The sequence below is a fragment of the Kitasatospora sp. NPDC059827 genome, assembly GCF_042731675.1.
Classification (GTDB): Bacteria; Actinomycetota; Actinomycetes; order Streptomycetales; family Streptomycetaceae; genus Kitasatospora.
The window spans coordinates 125,284-145,102 of the sequence record NZ_JBHWIV010000007.1; the positions used below are offsets into that span (position 1 = coordinate 125,284).

Sequence of the window (19,819 nt, forward strand, 5' to 3'; positions counted from 1 at the left end):
AGACGTCAAGGGATCCGGATCAGGATCGACTCACACACCGAGAGCGGAACGCCGGCCGGGCCCACGGCCGGGACGCGATCGGAACACGGTGCACGAGGAGATCCGAAGACATGACGATGAACGGTGCTGCGGCGCTCGACGGCAAGGTGGCCCTGGTGACCGGCGGCAGCCGGGGGATCGGGGCCGCGGTCGCGCTGCGGCTGGCCGAGGACGGCGCCCACGTGGCGCTGACCTACCAGGGCTCGGCCGAGCGGGCCGAGGAGGTGGTCGCCAAGATCACCGCGATGGGGCGGACCGGCTGGGCCGTGCGCGCCGACAGCGCCGACCCGGCGGCGGTTCGCGCCGCGGTGGCCTCGGTCGCCGAGCGGTTCGGACGGCTGGACATCCTGGTGAACAACGCCGGCGTGGGCGCCGGCGGGCCGATCGAGGAGGTCGGGTTGGAGGAGCTCGACCGGGTGCTGGAGGTGAACGTCCGGGCGCCGTACCTGTACGCCCAGGCGGCCGTCGAGCACCTGACCGAGGGCGGGCGGATCGTCGCCATCGGCAGCTGCGTGGCCCAGCGCGTCGTCTTCCCCGGCGCCGCGCTCTACGCGACCAGCAAGGCCGCGCTGATCGGCCTGACCAAGGCGCTGGCCAGGGAGCTCGGCCCGCGCGGGATCACCGCCAACCTGGTCCACCCGGGCCCGATCGACACCGACATGAACCCGGCCGACGGCGACTCCGCCGACTTCCAGCGCGGCTTCGTCGCCCTCGGCCGCTACGGCACGGTGGCGGAGGTCGCGGGCGCCGTCTCCTACCTGGTGGGTGAGGACGGCCGCTACGTCACCGGTGCGGAACTGTCGGTGGACGGCGGATTCGCCGCCTGACCTCCCGTTCGGCGGGGGTGGCGGTGTCGTGCCGGGCGGTCGTCGGCGACCGCGCTTACGATCGCCCGGCACGACCCGTGCGCCCCCCGACCGAGAGGTGTGCCATGACCGCGGTGGACGACCCGGCCGACCCGGTGGACCCGATCGGGCTGCTCGCCCGGGCCCTGGCCCAGACCGCCGGGCTGATCGACGGCACCGGCGTCGAACTGGCCGGCCACCCGACCCCCTGCCGCTCCTGGGACGTCGGCGACCTGATCAGCCATCTCCTGCACGACCTGGGGCAGTTCACCCTCCGGGCCGAGGGCGGGCAGCCGGACTGGAGCCGGCCCTTCGACCGGGTCGAGGAGGACTGGCTGCACGCCTTCGAGGCCGGGGCCGAGCGGCTGGTCGAGGCCTGGCGCGCCGCCGGGGACCTCACCGGCACGGTCGACCTCCCCGGCGGCGCCACCCTCCCGGCCCGCTTCCCGGTCGACCAGCAGACCACCGAATTCGCCGTCCACGCCTGGGACCTGGCCCACGCCACCGGCCAGTCCACGGCCGGCCTCGACCACGAGGTCGCGCAGGCGGCGCTCGACTGGGCGCACGGCGCCCTCAAACCCGAGTACCGAGGCGAGGAGGCCGAGCACCACGCCTTCGCCCCCGAGGTCCCCGCCCCACCGGACGCCCCGGCGTACGACCGGCTCGCCGCCTTCTTCGGCCGCGACCCCGCGGCGGGCACCGGTGGATAGGGTCCACCGCGGCTGTCCGCGGCCGGTGGGTCAGTGCGTCCGGCCGGTGGGTCAGTGCACCCGGCCGGTGGCCGCGGCGCGTTTGATGGCCTCGCGGATGCGGGGGTAGCTGCCGCAGCGGCAGATGTTCTGGATCTGGTCGATGTCGGCGTCCGTCGGGTCGGGGGTGCGGCGCAGCAGGGCGACGGCGGTCATGATCTGGCCGGGCTGGCAGAAGCCGCACTGGGCGACGTCGCAGTCGATCCAGGCCTCCTGGACGGGGTGGAGGGTGTCGCCGTCGGCGAGGCCCTCGATGGTGGTGACGGTGCGGCCCTCGCACTCCTTGACCGAGTGGGTGCAGGGCTGGAACTCCTGGCCGTCCAGGTGGCTGGTGCAGGCGCGGCAGACGCCCACGCCGCAGCCGTACTTGGGGCCGGTGACGCCGAGCTTGTCGCGCAGGACCCAGAGCAGCGGCATGTCGTCCGGGGCGTCGACGCTGACGGGCTGCCCGTTGAGGACGAAGGTGTGGGTGGGCATGGGGGTCGACGTCCTCAGAAGTTGATCGGGAAGGAGCGCGGGCTGGTGCCGGTGGCGCGGGCGTAGGCGTTGGCGACGGCGGCGGAGGCGGCGGGGACGCCCAACTCGCCGGCCCCGCCCGGGGATCCGCTGGGCGGCATCAGGTGGATCTCGACGGTCGGCGGGGTGTTGCGCTGCCGGGCGTAGTGGAAGTCGGCGTAACTCCCCTCCCGGAAGGCGCCGTTGTCGAGGTGGTTGCCGGCCTGGAGGACGACCGAGATGCCGTCGATCAGCGCGCCGGTCAACTGGGCCTCCAGGCCGCGCGGGTTGATGACCTGGCCGACGTCGGCGGCGATGACGGCCTTGGTGACCCGGGGGTTGGCGCGGTCGGTGGCGTCCAGTTCGACCAGGTAGGCGGCCCGGCCGCCGTTCTCGTCGTGGTAGCCGACGCCCTGGGCCTGGCCCTCGGGCATCGGGCGGCCCCAGTCGCCGGCCTTGGCGAGGGTGTCCAGGAGGGCCCGGCCGGCGGCGTCGCGCACCCGGGCGCGGCGGAAGGCGACCTCGTCCTGGCCCATCCGGCGGGCGAGTTCGTCCATCATGATCTCGTCGGCGACCCGGACCATGCCGGAGTAGACGGAGCGCCAGCTGCCGGTGTGCACCGGGAGCGGGAGTTCGGCGAGCAGCTGGGTGGGGATGCCGACGTTGTACGGGTTCTTCTCGGTGAGCAGGAAGAAGGCCTGGGCGAGGCTGATCCCGGCGACGGAGAGGTTGAACCCGGCGCCGGTGAGGGCCTCGCCGAGGCCGTGCGAGAGGTCGGTGCGCACGGTGGCGGCGCGGTGCTCCCAGCTGAGCACCTGGCCGAGGCCGTAGGTGGCGCGGATGCGGTGGTGGCTGGCGGGTCGCATCCGGCCGTGCCGCATGTCGTCGTTGCGGGTCCACATGAGCTTGACCGGGCGGCCGGCGGCCTTGGAGATCTGGGCGGCCTCCAGGGCGGCGTCGAAGAACAGCCGGCGTCCGAAGGAGCCGCCGCCGCGGACGACGTGGACGGTGACGGCGTTCTGCGGCAGGCCGAGTTCGGCGGCGATGGTCTGCTGGGCGATGATCGGGCTCTGGGCGGCGAACCAGAGTTCGGCGCGGCCGGGCCGGACGTCGGCGACGGCGGTGAGCACCTCCATCGGCGCGTGGTTGACGAAGGCGAAGTCGAACTCGCCGTCCAGGTACGGGGTGAGCAGCGGCGGCAGCAGGAACGGCGCGTGCGCGGCGCGCAGTCCGGCCCGGACGTCCTCGGTGGAGAGGCCGGCGGCCGGGCCGGGGTTCCAGGTGGTGCGCAGGGCGTCGCGGGCCTTGAGGGCCTGGTCGAAGGTCTCGGCGAGGACGGCGACGCCGGTGGGGATCTGGACCACGGCCAGGACCCCGGGCATGGCGCGGGCGACCGAGGCGTCCAGGGACTTGAGGGTGCCGTTGACGGTGGTCGGGCGGGCGACCACGGTGGGTGCGGCGCCCGGGATCCGGAGGTCCCCGGCGTACTTGGCGCGGCCGGTGACGATGTCGCGGGCGTCGATGCGGCCGGTGGGCCGGCCGACCAGGCGGCGCTGGTCGGCCGGCTTGGGAGTGGCGGACACGGCGGGCACGACCACGGTGGCGGCGTCGGCGGCGAGTTCGCCGAAGCGCAGGAGCCGGCCGTCGGGGGCGAGGACGGCGGAGCCGGCGGTGCGCAGGGTGGTCGCGGGAACCTTCCAGCGGTTCGCGGCGGCGGTAACCAGCCGGGCGCGGGCGGCGGCGGCCGCGGCGCGCACCGGCTCGTACAGCGAGCGCACCGAGTTGGAGCCGCCGGTGAGCTGGTAGAAGAGCAGTTCGGGGCGGCCGTCGGAGAGCGGCACGTCCACGTCGGTGAGTTCGGCGTCGAGTTCCTCGGCGACCAGCATGGCGATCGCGGTGGTGAGGCCCTGGCCGACCTCCAGCCGGGGCAGGTACAGCGCGGCACGCCCGGCGGGGGTGATTTCGAGCACCAGCAGGTGGGCGGTGGGCAGGCCGGCGAGGATCATCGCGTCGCCGAGGTCGAGGACGTCGGGGATGCCGGGCAGGCCGAGCAGTTGCGGGGGCGCGGAGGCGTCGCGGGTGGCCGCGGCGGTGCGTTCGGCGGCCCGGGCGGTGGCGGGCGCGGCGGCGTCGAGGCCGAGCCGGGCGGCGACGGTGAGGGTGGGGGCGGCCAGCAGGTAGGTGAGGAAGCGGCGGCGGTCGGCGGGCTCGGCGGGGTTCGCGGGGCCGGTGGGGCCGACGGGGTCTTCGTCCGGGGCCTCGCGGCCGGCGAAGCCCGAGCGGGCGGTGGAGGTGCTGATGGGAGGGGCCCTTCGAGCCGGAGACGGCGCCGGATCGGGCGGGCACGGACGGCCCCGGCCCCGGTGCCGGATGGCGGACGCCGTTGAGCATAGGAGGGCGTTACTGACGGGTCAACACGGCCAATCTTGGCCCTCCGGCCGGACGGTGGAGGTGTCCGGTCCGCTTCGTCCGGGGGAGTCGGAGCGGGTACGGAGGGGGCTTCGGCCGGGCGGCCGAGGCGCCGGCCGACCGCGCGGAGTGCCGCCGTACGATCAACAGGGCGCCGTCGTACGGGAGTTCACGGCTCGCCCGACGGTGCGGCGGGGCTCCGGAAGTGGACCGGGAAAATTCAAGATCAATGGACCTGTCGGCCGGTCCACTTCTTCCCTAGGCTGGGCCTCGCCCGACCGCCTGGATCCGACAGGAGAGAAGTGCCGAACCAGAGCGCCGCCCGGCTCGCCCTGCTGCCCCCCGCCGGCCCCCAACGCACGCTTGCCGCAGCCCAGTTGGCGAGCGCGGTGGGCGACGGCGCCTACTACACCTGCTCCGCGCTCTACTTCACCCGCGTCATCGGGATGTCGCCGACCGCCCTCGGCTTCGGACTCGCCGTCGCCTGGGCGCTCGGCTCGCTGGCGGGTGTCCCGCTCGGCGCCCTCGCCGACCGCCGCGGCCCGCGCCGCACCGCCGTGGCCCTCGCGCTCGCCACGGCCGGCGTGGTCGCCGTCCTCCTGGTCGTCCGCTCCTACCCGCTGTTCCTGCTCGCCGTCTGCCTCTACGCCACCGCCCAGTCCGGCCTCACCGCCGCCCGGCAGGCCCTGGTCGCCGGCCTGGTGCCGACCGCCGAGCGCACCGGACTGCTCGCCCACCTCCAGTCAACCCTCAACGGAGGACTGGCCGTTGGCGCCGCCATCGGCGGCATCGCGCTCACCGTCGGCACCCGGGAGGCCTACTTCGGGGCCTTCACCGTCACCGCCCTCGGCTTCCTGGCCGGTGCGCTGGTGCTGCGCCGGCTGCCCGAGGCCCCGCCCGCACCGGCCGACCCGGCCGCCGGACCACGACTGGCCGTGCTGCGGGACCGCCGCTACGCCGCCGTCACCCTGGTCAACACCGTGCTGCTGCTGCGGATGCCGATGCTCAGCCTGATCCTGCCGCTGTGGATCGCCCAGCGCGCCCCCGGCCTCGGCTGGCTCGGCTCGGCGCTGTTCGTGCTCAACACCCTGGCCGTGCTGGCCTTCCAGGTCCGGGCGGCCCGCGACGTCAGCGGACTGGACTCGGCCGTCCGGGCCGTGCGCTCCTCCGGGGTGCTGCTGCTCGCCTCCTGCGCGGTCTGCGGACTGTCCGTGCTGTCCGTCCCGGTGTGGGGCTTCGCCGCCCTGCTGGTGGTCGCGGCCGTGCTGCAGGTGGTGGGCGAGATGCGGCAGTCGGCCGGCTCCTGGCAGCTCGGCTTCGACCTCGCGCCGCCGGAGCGGATCGGCCAGTACCAGGGCTTCTTCGGCACCGGCGTCGCCGTCGCCCGCACCCTGGGGCCGCTGCTGCTCACCACGCTGCTGCTGGACGGCGGGCTCACGGGCTGGCTGGTGCTGGGCGGGGTGTTCCTCGCCGCCGGGTACGCGATGGGCCCGGTGGCCCGTTGGGCGGCGCGCGACCGCGACTACCTGCCCCCGGCCCCCGCGCCGTCCTCCTCGGCCGTCGGGGCCACCGCCGCCGAGGCGCCGTAGAGATCGTCGTCGCCGCCGTACGGCGCCGCGCGCCCGGCCCTGGAGGCCGGCCGCTCGGAGCGGTCGGCGAACAGGTCGTCCGGCGCGTCCTCCACCAGGCCGTCCGGCGTCTCCTCCACCAGGCCGTCCGACCGGACCGGCCGGCCGTCCCGCCGCTCGTTCCCGGTCATCGCACGCTCCAACCGCCGCTGCTGCTGTTCCGGATACGGCCGATGCTACTCCGCGGGCCCGCCGCGCAGCGCCCCGCGCGGGCCCCGCGCAGCGGGCCCCGGAAACCGCTGGCCCCCGCCCGCCGCCCGCTGGCATGCTGGCCGCGTGGACAGACCCCAGATCTGGCTCGACCTCGCCCCTGAGCTGCACCTCTTCGTCTCCGCGCCCCGGCGGGCCGGCCGCACCGCGCTGCGCACCGACGGCACCTCCAGCCTCGGCCACCTGGTCGAGTCGCTGGGTGTGCCGCTCACCGAGGTCGGCGCCCTGCTGGTGGACGGCCGCCCGGTGCCCGACTCGTACGTCCCGGCCGACGCCGACCAGGTCGGCGTCGCCGCCGTCGCCCGGCCGCAGCCCTCGCCCGCCCCGCCGCGCTTCCTGCTGGACGTCCACCTCGGCACCCTCACCCGCCGGCTACGCCTGCTCGGCATCGACGCCGCCTACGAGAACCCCGACATCGGCGACGCCGCGCTGGCCGCCCGCTCCGCCGCCGAACAGCGCGTCATGCTCTCACGCGACCGCGGCCTGCTGCGCCGCCGCGAACTGTGGGCCGGCGCGTACGTCTACAGCCACCGCCCCGCCGAGCAACTGCGCGACGTGCTCTCCCGCTTCGCCCCGCCGCTCGCCCCCTGGAGCCGGTGCACCACCTGCAACGGCACGCTGCGCACGGTGAGCAAGACGACGGTGCGCGAACAGCTGCACGACGGCACCGAGCGCTCGTACGACGCCTTCGCCCAGTGCGCGGACTGCGGCCAGGCCTACTGGCGCGGGGCCCACCACGCCCGGCTGGAGGCCATCGTCACCGACGCGGTGCGCGAGTTCGGGGGAGTCTCGGGGTAGCGGAGCCGGGCTCCTCGGGGTTCTCTCGGGGTCGGATACGGACCGCTGCGGATGGTGGGCCGTCCGGCGGGCGTGGTCTGATCGGCGACGGGGGACGAGCCCAGGAACTCCTTCGTACGAGAGAGGCCGGGTCGTCGGATGAACGATCAGCCAGTGCACCAGCCCGCACCGCACCACTCCTCCTCACCCGAGCACCAACCCTTCGAGAGCGCCGAGCCCGCCACCGCCCCGGTGGTGACCGCGCCCGACGGCGCCGTGGTCCGCCCGCTGCTGGTCCTGGACGGGCTCGGCAGCCTCGCGGTCTTCGAACTCGCCCCCGGGCAGGTCACCCACGCCGTGTCGCACGCCACCGTGCAGGAGCTGTGGCAGGTCACCGCCGGCCGCGGCGAGCTGTGGCGGCGCCAGGACGGCCGGGAGGAGGTCCACCGGCTCGCCCCGGGGGCGGCCGTCTCGATCCCGCTGGGCACCGCCTTCCAGTTCCGGGCCGACCAGGACGCCGACGGGCCGCTGCGCATCACCGCCGTCACCATGCCGCCCTGGCCGGACACGGACTCCGAGGCGCGCCCGGAGGAAGGCCCCTGGAAGGCGACCGTCCGATGAGCCGGGGGAGGACGGCCCAGCGGCGGTTACGCCGCACCGCCGCGGCCGCCGTCGCCGCGCTCACCCTGTTCGGCCTGGGTGCGGCCCCGGCCGTCGCGGACACCGGCACCGCCGCACCACACCTCCAGTCACGCTACGTGGCCATGCCCGACGGCGTCCGCCTCGCCGTCGACGTCTACCTGCCGAACGGCACCGAACCCGGGGCCGAGCTGCCCACCGTCCTGGTCACCCAGCGCTACTGGCGCGCCCGCGTCCTGGCAGGCCAGTCGGGCGGCACCAGTGGCGAGGCCGAGGCCTGGAACGCCAAGGGCTACGCCTACGTCGTCGCCGACCTGCGCGGCACCGGCGCCTCCTTCGGCACCCTGACCTCCGAACTGGGCGCGGACCTGGTCGCCGACAGCGGCCCGCTCAGCGACTGGATCGCCGCCCAGCCCTGGTCCAACGGCCGGGTCGGCACCACCGGCGTCTCCTACGGCGGCGACACCGCGATGCTCGCCACCGCCCTCGGCAACCACCACATCACCGCCGCCGCACCGATCTCCTACGACTTCGACCCCTACGAGGACCTGGTCCGGCCCGGCGGGCTGCTGATCGAGCCCCGGCTCGCCCCGTACGCGCTGCTGCTGCGCATCCTGGACCAGGCCGGCGGCACCACCTGCGAGACCAGTGCGCAGACCCGGCAGCTCTGCGCCCAGGTCGGCCTCACCGGCCTGACCCCCCGTCCGGTCGACGGCCCGGACGGACCCGCCCTGATGGCCGCCGCGCGCGCCGAGCACGCGAACAACGCCAACCTGGTCGACATGGCGCAGCAGGGTGTCCACCGCGACTACCGCAACGGCCCGCAGAGCTGGACGGTCGGCAGTGTCGGCGAGCAGACCGACGCCGTCGAGGACGGCGGCGTCCCGGTGCTGACCCGGGCTGGCTGGCTGGACGCGGGCACGGCCAACGGCGTGCTGTCCCAGTTCAGCGGCCTGTCCAACACCCAGGACGACTGGATCGGCCCCTGGAACCACGGCGCCGGCTGGCTCGCCGACCCGTTCCGCCCCGCCCGGCCGCTCACCCCGGCCGAGCACGAGCAGAACGACCAGCGCGTGGTCGACTTCTTCGACCGCTACGTGCGCGACGGCGCCCGCCCCGACGGCCGGCGGCAGGTGCACTACTACACCTTCAACGAGGACGTCTGGCGCACCACCACCCGCTGGCCGGTGCCCGGGACCCGCACCCGGCCCTTCCGGCTCGGCGCGGGCAACACCCTCACCGAGGGGCGGGCCGGGGGCGGCCCGGCCGGCTCCGACCTGCTGAGCCTGGACCCGACCGCCGGCACCGGCCCGCTCGACCGCTGGAACACCAACCTCAGCGGCAGCAAGGTGAGTTACCCCGACCGGGCGGCCGTGGACGGCAAGCTGCTCAGCTACACCACCGCGCCGCTGACCGAGCCCGCCACGGTCACCGGCAACGGCAGGGTCACCCTCGACGTCACCGGCCTGGCCGGCTCGGCGGACGGCGCCCTGCACGTCTACCTGGAGGACGTCACCCCGGACGGCCGCGCCACCTATCTGACGGAAGGTCAACTCGCGCTCGCCGACCGGGCTGTGGCCGACTCCGACGACAACCCCGACTGGCGCCGGCTGCGCACGCCCCGCAGCTACGCGGCCACCGACGCCACGCCCTTCCCGCAGGGGCGGGCGCAGCGGGTGGTGATCGACCTCCAGCCGGTCTCGGTGCTCTTCCGGGCCGGCGACCGGATCCGGCTCACCGTGGCCGCCGCCAACCCCGACTCCTTCCAGCTGCTCCCGGCCGACGGCCGCGCGCAGTACCGGATCGGCTACGGCGGGCACGGCGGCGAGTCCGGTTCGGTGCTCGAACTCCCGCTGGTGCAGCGGTAGTTACCTGCCCGCCAGGCCGAGGGTCCAGATGTGCGAGCTGTAGCTGCCCATCCGGGTCGGGTGGCGCTCGACCAGGGTCGCGGTCAGGCCCTCGGGGCCGCGGTGCAGTGAACCGGTGAAGCGGTGCCGGTCGGCGGGGTCGAGCGGGAGCAGTTCGGCGAGCACCGCGTCGTCCAGCTCCCGCCCGACGGCACGCAGCACTCCCGCGTCCAGCACCAGCAGGGTGCCGTCGGGCAGCACCAGCGGCTCGGGGGCCAGGGCGTCGCTCAGCAGCGGGCCGGGCTCGACCACCCCGCCGGGCAGCAGTCGCACCACCCGGCTGCCGGTGGGGTGGCGGCGGTCGGTCTCCACCACCCGCAGGCCGGTGCCGGCCGGTCCGGCCGTGCCGACCACGTAGTGGCCGTAGCTGTGCCAGGAGTCGACCACGGCGCCGTCCCGGTCGTGGGCCCTGGTGTCGAAGGCGCCGTAGCCCTCCAGCCCCAGGACGAAGCGCCCGTCGCCGAGCGCCGCACCGCGTTCCCCGCGCAGCTCGGCGACCGGCGTGCCGTCGGCGAGGTCCAGCAGCAGGGCCGGGCCGAGGTGGCCCCAGGCGGTGTAGTCGAAGGAGGTGGTGGTGACCAGCACCCGGTCGGCGGACAGGTGCGCCGCGTTCGGCCGGCCCGGGCAGGGGCGGCGCCAGCGGACCTCGCCGGCGGCGTCGACCCAGCTGAGCTCGCCGTCCCCGCCGTGCAGCGTCCAGCCCTCGCGCCGCGCCAGCGGCCCCGCCGGGCGCCCCTGCGGACGGCCGCCGGGCTCGCGGCGGTGGTTCATGACCGTGACCTGCCAGCTCCCCATGGTGCGGATGCTATCGGCTGGGCCCGAACGACGGGTGTCGTTTCGGTAGCCGCTCACGGCACCCTGACGGCGGACAATCTTCCCAGGACCAGTGGAGGAGGCGAGAGTGGAGCCCGTGGAACCCGTGGGGCCGGCGGAGTTCGAGGTGATGATCGAGATCCCGCAGGGATCGCGCAACAAGTACGTGATGGACTTCGACGCGGGCCGGATCAGGCTGGACCGCACCCTCTTCACCGCCACCCGCTACCCCGCCGACTACGGGTACGTCGAACGCACCCTCGGCGGTGACGGGGAACCGCTGGACGCACTCGTCCTCGGCGGCGAACCCGCCGTCCCCGGCTGCGTGCTCACCTGCCGGGCGGTCGGGATGTGGGTGATGCGCGACGAGCGCGGCCCCGACCAGAAGGTCCTCTGCGTCCCGGCCCGCGACCCCCGCTACGCCGACCTGCGGGACATCGGCGACCTGCGCGAGTTCGACCTGCTGGAGATCACCCACTTCTTCCAGGTCTACAAGGACCTGGAGCGCGGCACGTCGGTCGAGGGCTCGCACTGGGCGGGCCGGGACGCCGCCTACGCCGAGATCGCCGAATCGCGCGCCCGGGCGGCGGGCACCCGCTTCGCCCGCCCGGCCTGAGCCCGGGCCCACGGCCGGGCCCGGGCCCAGCGGTTCGTCGACTCAGAGCCGCGCGCTGCTCAGGATCGCGCGCACCTGGGCGGCGATGGCGGCCTCGTTCTGCTCGAACTCCGGTGAGGTGACGCGGTCCTGCCGGTCCGGGAGGCCGGTGAGGACCGGGGTGTGGAGGTGGCCCCCGGGCAGCGCGGGGGCGAGGTCGAGGCGCAGGCGGTTGGAGCGGTAGGCGACCTCGTTGGAGAGGTAGCCTCCGCCGCCCCCGGCGACGGCGCGGGAGCCGGGGGTCGGCCCGTCGGGGCGGTCGACCGGGGCGGTGGCGCCCGCGGGGATCTCGGTGACGGGGGAGTTGAGCAGCACGGGGTAGGGCTGCTGGACGGCCGTCATGGCGTCGGTGGGCAGGGTGGTGCGGATGAACTGCGGGCCGTCGCCGAGGCCCGGGGCGTCCACCGGGTGCTGCCGGGTGCCGCCGGAGAGCGCGGCGGCGTTGTCGGTGTACGGGTCGGCGGAGCGGGCGCGGCCGGCCCAGGCCTCCAGGGTGAACTTGCCGGGATAGCCCTGGCTGATGCTGGTGATCAGGTCGGCGGACTGTGGGCCGCCGGGCTCCAGGTGGGGGCCGAAGGCGCGTTCCACGATGCCCTGGTCGAAGTCGCGGTAGCGCACCGGCAGGACGACGGCCCGCACCTCGGCGGTGCTGCCGTCGGCGAGGGTGATCCGCTGCCCGTGCAGTTGCAGCACGGCCGCGCCGGAGGGGTTGGCGCGGCGCGCTTCGGTGTCCAGGCCGTACGGGTCGAAGCCGCTGACGAAGATCCGTCGGACGCCGGGGTCGGGTTCGTCGGCGAAGCCGTCGTCGAGGCCGCGCGAGGCGTCCTCGAAGCGGGCCCGCAGCTCGGCGTGGTCGACGTCGAACGGGGGCTGCCACTGGGCGAGTTGCACGGTCATGGCGAGTCGCGCCCAGTACAGCGGGCGGTCGTCGAGGGCGGGCAGTTCGCCGCCGGGCCGGCGGCCCTGGGCGCGGTCGAGGCCGGCCTGCCAGAGCTTGCGGCCCCAGCTGTCGACCACCCGCTGGGCGCGGTGGGCGGTGCGGGCGGCGCAGAGGGCGGCGGGGAAGTCGTGGAGCAGGTCGGCGAGGCCGGAGCGCTCGGTGAAGGCGGCGGTCCGGGCGTCCTGCAGCCGGGCCTGTTCGGCGTCCGGCGGTGCGGTGGTGACGGTCCGGCAGCCGGCCGGTGCGGCCTGGGCCCCGGCGGCGGGGGCGAGCAGCGCGGCGAGGGTGCCGACGAGCGCGGTCGCCAGGGCGGCGCGGCGGGTGGCGGAGCTCGCGGCGCGGCGGGTCATTGTCATGGCCACTGACACTAGGCGGCGGGCTGACACCCCGCCAGGGTGCCTGCGCCGTACCCGTAGGCTGAGCGGGTGACACCCCTCGATCCGACCGTGAAGTCCCTGATCAGCGACCCCTACGGCGCCTACGCCGGGCTGCGCGCCGAGGCGCCCGTGCACCGGGTCACCGGCCCGGACGGGCTGCCCGTCTGGTTGGTCACCCGCTACCCGGACGTCCGCCGGGCGCTGGCCGACCCGCGGCTGGCCCTCGACCGGTCGCACGCCGCCCCCGGCAACTACCGGGGCTTCGCGCTGCCGCCCGCGCTGGACGCCAACCTGCTCAACATGGACCCGCCGGACCACACCCGGATCCGCCGCCTGGTCGGGCAGGCCTTCACCCCGCGCCGGATCGCCGCCCTGCACGCCCCGGTCGAGCGCGTCGCCGAGCAGCTCCTGGACGCGGTCGAGGCGGCCGCCGGGCCGTCCGGCCGGGTCGACCTGCTCGCGGCCTACGCCTCCCCGCTGCCGATCACCGTCATCTGCGACCTGCTCGGCGTCCCCGAGGACGACCGGCAGGACTTCCGTGCCTGGACCGACACCCTGATCACCCCGGACCCGGACCGCCCCGAGCAGGCCCGCGCCGCCGTCAAGGCGATGCTCGGCTTCTTCACCGGCCTGATCGAGCGCAAGCGCACCAGCCCGGCCGACGACCTGCTCTCCGACCTGATCGCCGTCCGCGACGACGGCGCCCAGGGCGGCCAGGTCGAGGGCGGCGCCCAGGACCGGCTGAGCGAGGACGAACTGACCTCGCTGGCCTTTCTGATCCTCTTCGCCGGCTACGAGAACACCGTCCACCTGATCGCCAACGCCGTCCTCGCCCTGCTCACCCACCCCGAGCAGCTCGCCGCCCTGCGCGCCGAACCGGAGCTGATCGCGGGCGCCGTCGAGGAGTTCGCCCGCTTCGACGGCCCGGCCCCGCTGGCCATCCGCCGCTTCCCGCGCGAGGACGTCACCATCGGCGGGGTCACCGTCCCGGCCGGGGAGACGGTGCTGCTCGCGCTGGCCTCCGCCAACCGCGACCCCGAGCAGTTCGCCGACCCCGACCGGCTCGACCTGCGCCGCCGCGAGAACGGCCACCTCGCGCTCGGCCACGGCATCCACTACTGCCTGGGCGCCCCGCTGGCCCGGCTGGAGACGGCGCTCGCGATCACCGCCCTGCTGCGCCGCTTCCCCGACCTGGCCCTGGACACCCCGGCCGAGGAGCTGCGCCACCGCCCCGCGCTGCGGGCCCGCGGCCTGCTGGAACTCCCCGTCCGCATCGGGTCGCAGGGGCGGGAACCGGCGTGAGCTCTACAGCGTTGTCGTGGTCGAACAGCGTGATTCGGACGGTGGTGGAGGAAACCCCATGAGTGTGGCCCTGACGAAGGGTGGCAACGTCTCCCTGAACCGGCAGGCGCCCGGCGTGCGGTCCGTCCGGGTGTGCCTCGGGTGGACGGCCGGAGCCGGGTACGACCTGGACGCCAGCGCGCTGCTGTGCGGCCCGTCCGGGAAGGTCCTCACGGACCAGCACTTCGTCTTCTTCAACAACCTGCAGAGCCCGGACGGCGCGGTCCGCCACCTGGGCTCCGGCGGGGGCGGCGAGGACGCGGAGCGGATCGAGGTCCGGCTCGGGGACGTCTCGGCCCAGGTGGAGAAGGTCGCCTTCGCGGTGGCGATCTACGACGCGGCGCAGCGGCGGCAGAGCTTCGGCCAGGTGCGTCGTGCGTACGTGCGGGTCGTCGACGCGGACAGCGGCACCGAGGTGGCGCGCTACGACGTGACGCCCGAGACGGGCAGCGAGACGGCCATGGTGTTCGGCGAGCTCTACCGCAACGGCGCGGACTGGAAGTTCCGCGCGGTCGGGCAGGGCTACGCCTCGGGGCTCGCGGGCATCGCCACCGACTTCGGGGTCGACGTCCTGCAGCCCGCGCCGGCGGCTCCGGCCCCGGCCCCCGTTTCCGCGCCCGTACCGGTCGCGCCCGCGGCGCCGCCGGTCGTCCCCGCCGTTCCGAAGACCCAGCCAGCTACAGGGAGTTCACCCGTGACGTGTTTCTTCGACCCCACCCACGGCGCCGGTTCGGCCGTGGTGCTGTGGCAGCCGCAGTGGGGCGTGCCGCGCCAGGTCGAGACCTGCGCCGCCTGCGCCCAGCGGGTGCAGACCACCGTCCCGCCGTTCTACACCCCGCCGCAGGCCGGTTATCCGCAGGCCGGTTATCCGCAGGCGGGCTACCCGCAGCAGGCGCAGCCGCAGGTGCCCGCCCAGCAGCAGGAGCAGGGCGGCCGCCGCTTCGGCACCGGCGCGATGATCGGCGCGGGTGCGGCCGGCCTGGTCGGCGGCATGCTGCTGAACGAGGCGCTGAGCGACGACGAGCCGCAGGTGGTCGTCAACAACTACTACGAGGACGACGACTCCTTCTTCTAAGCCGCTTCCGCGCGACCGTCGGCGGTGACGCCCCCTCGCTCAGCCGGTGCGGTGCAGGTCGCACTGCTGCTGGATGGCCGAGGGGGCGTCGCTGCTGACGATGGCGACCTTCGGCACCGGGCCGGTGGTGGGGGCGTCCTCGGTGGTGCAGACGAGCTGCTGGATGGCGGGGGCGGACAGCGAGGCGGCGGGCCAGGAGAGCCGCAGGGTGACCACGCCGGGGGTGGCGGTGGCCTGGACCCGGCCGTCCTTGGGGAGGTCGCTGTACAGCCCGGTGCGCCGTTCGGTCTGGTCGGGCCCGGCCAGCAGGGTGTCCAGGGTCTGCTGGAGGTCCTCGCGCTCGGCGCTGGGCCGGATGGCGGGCCGGATGCCGTGCTGGTCGAGGAAGTACAGCCGGGTGCCGGGCTGGACGCCGGTGGCCGGCTGGCCGCTGCGGACCGAGCCGGTGGTGGAGATCGAGCAGCCGCCGGTCAGCAGCAGGACCGCGGCCAGCGGGACGAGTCGGCGGAGGGTCACCATTCCTCCTCCCCGTCCAGTCCGCGGGGCAGGACGAGGGTGAACACCGCTCCGCCGTCCGGCACGTTGGCGGCCTCGATGAGGCCACCGTGCAGCCGGGCGTTCTCCTGGGCGATGGCCAGGCCCAGGCCGCTGCCCTCGGAGCGGGCCCGGGACTTGTCGGCCTTGTAGAACCGGTCGAACAGGTGCGGGAGTTCGGTGGGCGGGATGCCCGGACCGTGGTCGGTGACGGTGAGCACCAGTTCCTCCTCGCTGCCCCGCAGGGCGAGCCGCACCGGCGGGCGGCCGTGGCGCAGGGCGTTGCCGACCAGGTTGGCGACGACGACGTCGAAGCGGCGCGGGTCGAGCCGCACGGGCAGGGCGGCGGGCAGGTCGAGGTCGACCTGCTCGCCCCAGCCGCGCAGGTCGAGGGTCTCGCGCACGGCGGTGGCGGCGTCGACGGTCTCGGTGCACAGCGGGGCGGCCCCGGCGTCCAGCCGGGAGATCTCGATCAGGTCGTTGACCAGCCTGGTCAGCCGTACGGTCTCGTTGCTGATCATGCGCAGTGCGGTGGCGGTGTCGGCGGGCAGCTGTTCGGCGTCCTCGTCGAGGATGTCGGTGACGGCGAGCATCGCGGCCAGCGGGGTGCGCAGTTCGTGCGAGACGTCGGCGGCGAAGCGCCGGCCCTGGGACTCGATGGCGCGCAGTTCCTCGATGGTGCCCTGGAGGGTGCGGGCGGTGTGGTTGAAGGTCTTGGAGAGCTGGGCGAGTTCGTCGTGCCCGGTGACGGTCAGCCGGGTGTCCAGCCGGCCCTGGGCCAGGGCCCGGGCGGCGTCGCCGAGCGCCCGGACCGGCCGCAGCACCTGGCGGGCGGCCAGCAGGGCGAGTCCGGCGGCCAGCACGGCGGCGAACGCCCCGGCCCCGGCGGCGCCGGCGAGCAGGGCGGAGGCGGCGCTCTGCTCGCGGTCGAGGGGGAGCAGGGCGAAGACGGTGAGCCCGGACGCCCCGGCGGGGCCGCCCTTCGCGTAGCTGACGGGGACGCCGACGGCGAGCCAGGGGTGGCCGTCGGCGGCGAAGCGCTGGAACGCGGCGTGGCCGGTGTCGACGGTGTGCTGGAGGGCCGGCGGGACGGCCACGGGCTGGGTCCACTCCGAGTGCTCGGCGCCGTAGGAGGCCAGCACCCGCCAGTCGCGGAAGCCGCCGGTGCCCGACAACTGGGCGGCCAGGCGGTCGAGTTCGCCCTGGGTGGGGGGGAAGGGCAGGGCCGGGGCGAGCACGTCGACGCGGCGGCGCAGCTCGTCCAGGGCGGTGTCCTTGGTCAGGTCGAGGGTGGAGGTGGTGGCGGCCCGGTAGGTGAGGGTGGCGGTGGCCAGCGCGCTCAGGGCGGCGACGGCGACGAAGGCCACCAGCAGGCGTGGCCGCAGCCCGGCGACGGCGCGGCGCAGCCGGACCAGCCGCGGCGGGTGCGGGCCCGTGCGCGGCGGCGGGTCGTCGGACGGTCGGGGCGCGGCGGCCGGTGCGGGGTCCGGGGTGGCGGCGGCGCTCACTGCGGCCCGAAGCGGCCGCGGCGGAGGCCGCAGCGCGGGCCGCGGCGCAGGCAGCCGCGCGGGCCGAGCGCCGGGGCCTCGGGTGCGGAGTCGTCGTCCTCGAACAGGAATAGCCGTGCCATGGGAGTCAGTATCGGGGGTTGACCTGGGGCAATGCGCCACGGGGGCGGTTCGGGGGTGGGTTCTTGCCAAAAACTCATACATCGCTCACAGGCTGCGCGGGCGCCGGTCAGTCGATGACCACCGCCATCTGCCCGTAGGTGGCGTAGCCGTCGGCGAAGTCCTCCTCGGAGACCGTGGTGCGGCCCCGGGCGGGATCGTTGAGCGACACCCTGCCGCCGCTGAACCCGGTGACCACGACGGTGTGCTCGGCCGGCCCGGCGTACAGCACGCTCCGGCCGTCGTAGGCCGTGTAGGTGGTGCTCCTGAGGTGGCGCCAGAGGTAGTCCACCCAGACGATCGCCGGGTGGCCGGCGGCCAGCTGGTCCTTGAGCTGCTGGACGGAGACGCCCGAGCCGTCCTGGCGCACGGTGAGCCCGTACGAGCGGGCGGCCGCGGCGACGGGCGGGGAGTAGACGCCGAAGCCGGTGCCGGCCGACTCCGAGCCGTCCGGGTCGCCGACGAAGGCTACGTAGGGGTCGCCGGACAGCGGGCCGGAGTGGCCGAACTCCGGATGGTCCCGGTCGACGCCGATCCGGTCCAGGATCTGCTGGTCGTCGGCCCTCACCCCGCGGGCGGCGAGGAGCATGCGCAGCGCGGCCGCCTCGCAGTCGTCGCCGAGCTGCTGCTCGTAGTAGGGCACGGACACGGCCACGGTCACGGCTGCGGGAGCGGCCGAGGCGGGGCCGGAGCCCGCCGCCAGGGTTGCGGTGGTCAGGACGGTGAGGCAGGCGGCCCGTGCGCGTGAGGTGATCGTCATGGGCATGACGCTACGAAGGATGGTTGCGCTCCGCAGCCGGTGGGCGGCGATCAGGTGACGGACCGTAGGCGCCGAGGCGCCCGTCTCGGCCCGCCTCAGCCCGTCTCGGCCCGTCGGTACGCCCCCGCCCGGGCGGCGGCCTCGGCGGCGGCCGCGGCGCGGTCGGCGGCGGCCTCGTCGAGCGGTTCGGCGGTGGTGAGCATCCGGTAGTAGAGCGGCGCCGAGACGGCCCGGATCACCTCGAACGGGTCGGTGCCGGGCGGGAGTTCGCCGCGCTCGACGGCCTCGGTGACGCACGGCGCCCACTCCTCGACCCGGCGCCGGTAGAAGTGCCGCAGCGCCTCGGCGGTGCCCGGGTCGCCGTTGGCGGCCACCAGGACGGCGCGGAACAGCGCGCCCTGCCGGGGGTCGGCCAGGGTGCGCCGGACCAGTCGGGCGTTGGCCCGCAGGTCCTCGGCGAGTGAGCCGCTGCGGGTGCGCGGCAGCGACTGCTCGGCCATGTCGGTGAGCAGGTCGGCGACCAGGGCGGTGGTGCTGCCCCAGCGCCGGTAGACGGTGGTGCGGCCGACCTCGGCGCGCTGGGCGAGGTCGCCGAGGTCGAGGCCGGCGAAGCCGTGCTCGACCAGGGCGTCCTCGGCGGCCCGCAGGACGGCGGCGCGGACCCGGGCGGTGCGGCCGCCGGGGCGGACGGTGCCGGGGGTGGAGGGCTCGGTGGGCTCGTCGACCATTAACGGGATTCCTGTTCCATTAGCTGGATGGAGTCTGCTAGCTTCGAGACATCCTAACGGAACGGGAGTCCCATTAGTGGCTCCGAGGGGAGAACCGTCATGACCACCACCACCACGGCACCCACCGGCATGGAGTACCGCCGCCTCGGCGCCTCCGGCCTCAAGGTCCCCGCCCTCAGCCTCGGCACCGGCACCTTCGGCGGCCGCGGCCCGCTGTTCGGCGCCTGGGGCAGCACCGACGTCCAGCAGGCCCGCCGCCTGCTCGACATCGCCCTCGACGCCGGGGTCACCCTCTTCGACACCGCCGACGTCTACTCCGACGGCGCCGCCGAGGAGGTGCTCGGCGAGGCCCTGCGCGGCCGCCGCGACCAGGTGCTGATCTCCACCAAGGCCGGCCTGCCGCTCGGCGACGGCCCCCAGGACGCCGGCACCTCCCGGGCCCGGCTGGTCCGCTCCGTCGAGGACGCGCTGCGCCGCCTCCGCACCGACCACCTCGACCTCTTCCAGCTGCACGCCTACGACGCCGCCACCCCGATCGAGGAGGTGCTGGCCACCCTGGAGGACCTGGTCCGCGCGGGCAAGATCCGCTACACCGGCGTCTCCAACTTCTCCGGCTGGCAGCTGATGAAGTCCCTCGACCTGGCCGAGCGCCACGGCCGCCCCCGCTACGCCGCCCACCAAGTCTACTACTCCCTGGTCGGCCGGGACTACGAGTGGGAGCTGATGCCGCTCGCCGAGCAGGAGGGCGTCGGCGCCCTGGTCTGGAGCCCGCTCGGCTGGGGCCGCCTCACCGGCCGGATCCGCCGCGGCGAGCCGCTCCCGGCCGGCAGCCGGCTGCACGACACCGCCGACTACGGCCCGCCGGTCGAGGAGGACCTGCTGTTCCGGGTCGTCGACGCCCTGGACGAGGTCGCCGCCGAGACCGGCCGCAGCGTCCCCCAGGTGGCGATCAACTGGCTGCTGCGCCGCCCGACCGTCTCCTCCGTGATCATCGGCGCCCGCAACGAGGAGCAGCTGCGGCAGAACCTCGGCGCCGTGGGCTGGTCGCTGACCCCGGAGCAGGTCGCCCGGCTGGACGCCGCCAGCGCCCGTACCGCGCCCTACCCGTACTTCCCGTACCACCGGCAGGAGGCCTTCGCCCGCCTCAACCCGCCGCTCGCGGGCTGACCTCGCCGGGGCTGACCTCGCCGGACCCGGCCCGGCGGGGCCCGCTCTCCAGCGCCTCGCGGCG

General features: G+C 75.3%; 20 protein-coding genes. 10 read left to right on the forward strand and 10 right to left on the reverse strand.

Annotated elements, in window-relative coordinates; all coding sequences use genetic code 11:
- The first annotated feature begins 110 nt into the window (after positions 1-110).
- Complete coding sequence (locus ACFV8H_RS06840) at positions 111-866, forward strand: SDR family oxidoreductase (protein ID WP_380397105.1); 756 nt, start codon at positions 111-113, stop codon at positions 864-866.
- 104 nt (positions 867-970) lie between these two features.
- Complete coding sequence (locus ACFV8H_RS06845; RefSeq protein ID WP_380397107.1) at positions 971-1,594, forward strand: TIGR03086 family metal-binding protein; 624 nt, start codon at positions 971-973, stop codon at positions 1,592-1,594.
- A gap of 51 nt (positions 1,595-1,645) precedes the next feature.
- Here ACFV8H_RS06845 and ACFV8H_RS06850 read toward each other — a convergent pair whose 3' ends face one another.
- Positions 1,646-2,110 carry a (2Fe-2S)-binding protein gene (locus ACFV8H_RS06850; protein ID WP_380397108.1) on the reverse strand — a complete coding sequence of 155 codons (465 nt, stop codon included), beginning with the start codon at positions 2,108-2,110 and terminating at the stop codon, positions 1,646-1,648.
- A gap of 14 nt (positions 2,111-2,124) precedes the next feature.
- Positions 2,125-4,134 (reverse strand): molybdopterin cofactor-binding domain-containing protein, encoded by a 2,010-nt coding sequence (locus ACFV8H_RS06855; protein ID WP_380397110.1) that lies wholly within the window; start codon positions 4,132-4,134, stop codon positions 2,125-2,127.
- A gap of 705 nt (positions 4,135-4,839) precedes the next feature.
- Here ACFV8H_RS06855 and ACFV8H_RS06860 point away from each other — a divergent pair.
- The gene (locus ACFV8H_RS06860; RefSeq protein WP_380397112.1) at positions 4,840-6,126 is read left to right on the forward strand and encodes an MFS transporter; all 1,287 of its coding nucleotides are present in this window, start codon (positions 4,840-4,842) and stop codon (positions 6,124-6,126) included.
- On the opposite strand, the gene ACFV8H_RS06865 is transcribed toward ACFV8H_RS06860, so the two are convergent.
- Positions 6,060-6,296 carry a hypothetical protein gene (locus ACFV8H_RS06865; protein ID WP_380397114.1) on the reverse strand — a complete coding sequence of 79 codons (237 nt, stop codon included), beginning with the start codon at positions 6,294-6,296 and terminating at the stop codon, positions 6,060-6,062. The two genes, ACFV8H_RS06860 and ACFV8H_RS06865, sit on opposite strands and share 67 nt — an antisense overlap.
- Positions 6,297-6,441: 145 nt before the next feature.
- On the opposite strand from ACFV8H_RS06865, the gene ACFV8H_RS06870 reads away from it, so the two are divergent.
- The 3 genes from ACFV8H_RS06870 (at position 6,442) to ACFV8H_RS06880 (ending at position 9,659) form a co-directional block, all read left to right on the forward strand.
- Positions 6,442-7,173 (forward strand): Mut7-C RNAse domain-containing protein, encoded by a 732-nt coding sequence (locus ACFV8H_RS06870; RefSeq protein WP_380397116.1) that lies wholly within the window; start codon positions 6,442-6,444, stop codon positions 7,171-7,173.
- 138 nt (positions 7,174-7,311) lie between these two features.
- Entirely contained in the window at positions 7,312-7,773 is a 462-nt protein-coding gene (locus ACFV8H_RS06875; protein ID WP_380397118.1) for a cupin domain-containing protein, read from the forward strand.
- The gene (locus tag ACFV8H_RS06880) at positions 7,770-9,659 is read left to right on the forward strand and encodes a CocE/NonD family hydrolase (protein ID WP_380397120.1); all 1,890 of its coding nucleotides are present in this window, start codon (positions 7,770-7,772) and stop codon (positions 9,657-9,659) included. The genes ACFV8H_RS06875 and ACFV8H_RS06880 overlap by 4 nt, the downstream gene beginning before the upstream one ends.
- On the opposite strand, the gene ACFV8H_RS06885 is transcribed toward ACFV8H_RS06880, so the two are convergent.
- Positions 9,660-10,493 (reverse strand): hypothetical protein, encoded by an 834-nt coding sequence (locus ACFV8H_RS06885; protein ID WP_380397122.1) that lies wholly within the window; start codon positions 10,491-10,493, stop codon positions 9,660-9,662.
- A gap of 148 nt (positions 10,494-10,641) precedes the next feature.
- On the opposite strand from ACFV8H_RS06885, the gene ACFV8H_RS06890 reads away from it, so the two are divergent.
- Positions 10,642-11,127 (forward strand): inorganic diphosphatase, encoded by a 486-nt coding sequence (locus ACFV8H_RS06890; RefSeq protein WP_380397231.1) that lies wholly within the window; start codon positions 10,642-10,644, stop codon positions 11,125-11,127.
- 42 nt (positions 11,128-11,169) lie between these two features.
- Here ACFV8H_RS06890 and ACFV8H_RS06895 read toward each other — a convergent pair whose 3' ends face one another.
- On the reverse strand, positions 11,170-12,462 hold the full coding sequence (locus tag ACFV8H_RS06895) for a pyroglutamyl peptidase (RefSeq protein WP_380397124.1): 1,293 nt from the start codon (positions 12,460-12,462) through the stop codon (positions 11,170-11,172).
- 69 nt (positions 12,463-12,531) lie between these two features.
- On the opposite strand from ACFV8H_RS06895, the gene ACFV8H_RS06900 reads away from it, so the two are divergent.
- Together ACFV8H_RS06900 and ACFV8H_RS06905 are read left to right on the forward strand one after the other, a co-directional pair.
- Positions 12,532-13,785 carry a cytochrome P450 gene (locus ACFV8H_RS06900; RefSeq protein WP_380397125.1) on the forward strand — a complete coding sequence of 418 codons (1,254 nt, stop codon included), beginning with the start codon at positions 12,532-12,534 and terminating at the stop codon, positions 13,783-13,785.
- A 58-nt stretch (positions 13,786-13,843) separates the two neighbouring features.
- Positions 13,844-14,899: a TerD family protein gene (locus ACFV8H_RS06905; protein ID WP_380397127.1), complete on the forward strand. Its 1,056-nt coding sequence runs from the start codon at positions 13,844-13,846 to the stop codon at positions 14,897-14,899.
- Between the two features lie 39 nt (positions 14,900-14,938).
- Here the strand turns inward: ACFV8H_RS06905 and ACFV8H_RS06910 are convergent, their stop codons facing one another.
- From ACFV8H_RS06910 to ACFV8H_RS06930, 5 genes are all read right to left on the reverse strand, one after another.
- On the reverse strand, positions 14,939-15,418 hold the full coding sequence (locus tag ACFV8H_RS06910) for a GerMN domain-containing protein (RefSeq protein ID WP_380397129.1): 480 nt from the start codon (positions 15,416-15,418) through the stop codon (positions 14,939-14,941).
- Positions 15,412-16,941, reverse strand: coding sequence for an ATP-binding protein (locus ACFV8H_RS06915; RefSeq protein ID WP_380397131.1), 1,530 nt, complete (start codon positions 16,939-16,941; stop codon positions 15,412-15,414). The genes ACFV8H_RS06910 and ACFV8H_RS06915 overlap by 7 nt, the downstream gene beginning before the upstream one ends.
- Entirely contained in the window at positions 16,938-17,063 is a 126-nt protein-coding gene (locus ACFV8H_RS06920) for a hypothetical protein (protein ID WP_375884392.1), read from the reverse strand. Before ACFV8H_RS06920 ends, ACFV8H_RS06915 begins: the two co-directional genes overlap by 4 nt.
- 107 nt (positions 17,064-17,170) lie before the next feature.
- Positions 17,171-17,860, reverse strand: coding sequence for a C39 family peptidase (locus tag ACFV8H_RS06925; protein WP_380397133.1), 690 nt, complete (start codon positions 17,858-17,860; stop codon positions 17,171-17,173).
- A gap of 95 nt (positions 17,861-17,955) precedes the next feature.
- Positions 17,956-18,588 (reverse strand): TetR/AcrR family transcriptional regulator, encoded by a 633-nt coding sequence (locus ACFV8H_RS06930; RefSeq protein ID WP_380397135.1) that lies wholly within the window; start codon positions 18,586-18,588, stop codon positions 17,956-17,958.
- 129 nt (positions 18,589-18,717) lie between these two features.
- Here ACFV8H_RS06930 and ACFV8H_RS06935 point away from each other — a divergent pair, with 129 nt between their 5' ends.
- Positions 18,718-19,755, forward strand: coding sequence for an aldo/keto reductase (locus tag ACFV8H_RS06935; RefSeq protein ID WP_380397233.1), 1,038 nt, complete (start codon positions 18,718-18,720; stop codon positions 19,753-19,755).
- Positions 19,756-19,819: the final 64 nt, after the last annotated feature.